This is a genomic window from Gordonia amicalis NBRC 100051 = JCM 11271 (genome assembly GCF_000332995.1).
GTDB classification, from domain to species: Bacteria; Actinomycetota; Actinomycetes; order Mycobacteriales; family Mycobacteriaceae; genus Gordonia; species Gordonia amicalis.
The window spans coordinates 1-2,407 of the sequence record NZ_BANS01000081.1 but is presented as its reverse complement, the minus strand read 5'-3'; the positions used below and the strand labels follow the sequence as shown (position 1 = coordinate 2,407).

Below are 2,407 nucleotides of genomic sequence, written 5' to 3'. Positions count from 1 at the left end.
GCACAGCGCTCTGCGCCTCGCGCATCGCCATCCGCGCGGCCTGCCGGAACCGTTCAGCGTCCTTGCCCGTTCCTTTGCCGACACTTCGGATGTGGTCCCGGTAGGACTGCAGTGCCGTCACTTCGCTGGCACTCATCCGCTGTAGACAACTCATCCACGCTCGTTCAGCGGCCAAACGCGAGGTGAGAGAGCTAATGTCCGCTGTTGTAGCGTCGAGCTCGCTGCTCAGACGAGCCTCGAGGCCAGGAGCCCTTTGCTTCTCCACCCAGTCGTGTGCGCGACGCCAGTGCCATGCCTCATGGATGGTCTCCAGTCGGACCGCGATGTCGGGCTCGTCCGCGCGCGCCACGAGTTCGTCGAGCAGTGCGGGAGCTTCCGCTCGCAACCGCTGTTTGATGACTTGGCACTCTTCGTACTCGCGCTGCTGTTGCTGTGCCCGCGCATACGCTGAGACGGCGTCGCTGAGGCGCTCTCTCGAAGCAGCATGAACGCTGTCGATGATGGTGCGCGCTTCGGGCGCTGGCGCGGGCCCGAACGCATTGCTCAGTGAATCAGTGACTCGAGCTAGTTCCGCACGCGCGGATCTCCGCTGTAGTTCCAGCGTGATGGCCGACGCTGCGTGGGAGAGGCTTTCGGCCTCGTCGACGCTGCGGACGATGACCTGGCGACGGGCGCTCCGGTAGAGCGTGTCTTTGAGGTCATTGCAGGCGGCTACCAACCGTTCGATCGTCGTCAGATCTCGGCGAACGTTGTAGAGGCTGTTTACCTGGACGGCGCGGGGCTGTTCGCCGGGGAGGTTGATGCCGAGGGTGGCGAGGAGTTGGCGCGCAGATTCGACGGCGTCTAACGCTTTCAGATGGGCAACAATTATCTCGAGCTCGTCGGCTCGTCTCACTGGATCGCCGTCCACAGCGATGTTCAGCTCGAGCTCGTCAAATGCTTTTTGCTCTGCGGAACGCCGGAATCGACCCTTCCACTCGACACCGGACTGAAGACGATTGAGCCATGCTTCGACAGTCCGCAGTGCTCCGCGGGACACCGCAGGTGCCTCGACAGTGGTCGTACCTACCAATCGATCACAGCGGATCGCTTCCTCCACGTACGCGTCCAGGTCCTGGACACGACTCCAGAGATGGTCAATCGCGCCCGTGAGCACACTGTTCGCTAGGTGCTGTTGGTCGGGGGCAAGCGCACGGCCGTTGTCGACCCACTCTCTCAGCGTCTCGCACTGGGCGAGAACCTGCTGAGCAGTGGCGTCGTCGACGGATTCAATGATCTCGACGAGATCGCGCGTCTGTGCTGGTAGGTCCATGGGAGGACGGTTGACTGCGTCGAAAAGACTCGTCATGTGTGCCGCGCCGGGAAGCAGCCCTTCTAATCGAGGCAGAGTTTGTCCGGCGCGAGCTTCATGTTCGGTAGTTTGCAGTTGGACTAGTCGAACGAGCTCCCTGAATTCTGCTGCACTCAAGGCGGGTTCGGCGGAAGCGAGCGGACCAGGTAGCCACTCCAGCCGGTCGCGATGCTTTTCGAGACGACGAACGATCGCGGCTAGCGTCCCGCTGTATCCGGGCGCGATCTCGGGGTGCTGGTACGTCTCGGATTCACGCAGAGCCCGGATCGATTCGAGAATCGTTGATCGCCGGGTGAGCGCTTGTTCGCGTTTGTCGGTGAGGTCCGCAATCGTGCGTTCGGACGCTTCGGGGATGAACGACGTCTTCCGTTCGGCGATCGTCGCGACGCTGCGATTAAGCTCTTGGGAACCACCGCGGGACAGATCGGTGATCGACACACAGAGTTCCTGCATGTCCTCGGGGAGCTTGTCCCGGAGAACCTGCAGCGCCTGGGACTTCTCACTAGTGACCAGGACGCGCTGTCCTCGAGCAAGCAACGCCGACATCAGGTTTGCGATCGTGTGGGTCTTGCCTGTCCCTGGTGGACCTTCAACGACGACGCCACTGTCGCCGCCGAGTCGCTCGATGATCTTCGACTGTTCGGCATTCGCAGGTAGCGGGAAAAGTGGATCCTCAGCTAGCTCGCTCGGAGCCGTGGCACCCGTGGATTCCAGCCATTGAAGGCGCTCCTCCGCCTCGATTGACGTGACCAATTGGGCGAGACCAAGCGGCGTCTTAGCGGACACCTGTTCAGCTTGGTTGATCATCTGGTCGTAGTACTCGACCAGTGCGAACGCACCGCGCTTTCGTAGGACCAAGGCCGGAGCGAGCGCGAGCGACACATCGTTGCTGACGGTAGGCGGTTCGAGAGCGTCGTCTACTGATACCTCCACGCCAAGCGCCCGAACCGCCCAGCTTTTGAGGAAGACCTGGATCGACGCGTCGAGCGGGGAAGCCGATTCTTTGAGTTGCGCCAGAAGCGTTCGGCTTCCGGTCTGGTCAAAGATCTCGAGGCT

At 61.9% G+C, this 2,407-nt stretch carries 1 protein-coding gene; it reads right to left on the bottom strand.

The features are described 5' to 3' along the window. Positions 1–2,407: AAA domain-containing protein (locus GOAMI_RS22205; RefSeq protein ID WP_006438894.1), on the bottom strand; the 2,407-nt coding region annotated here is incomplete at both ends.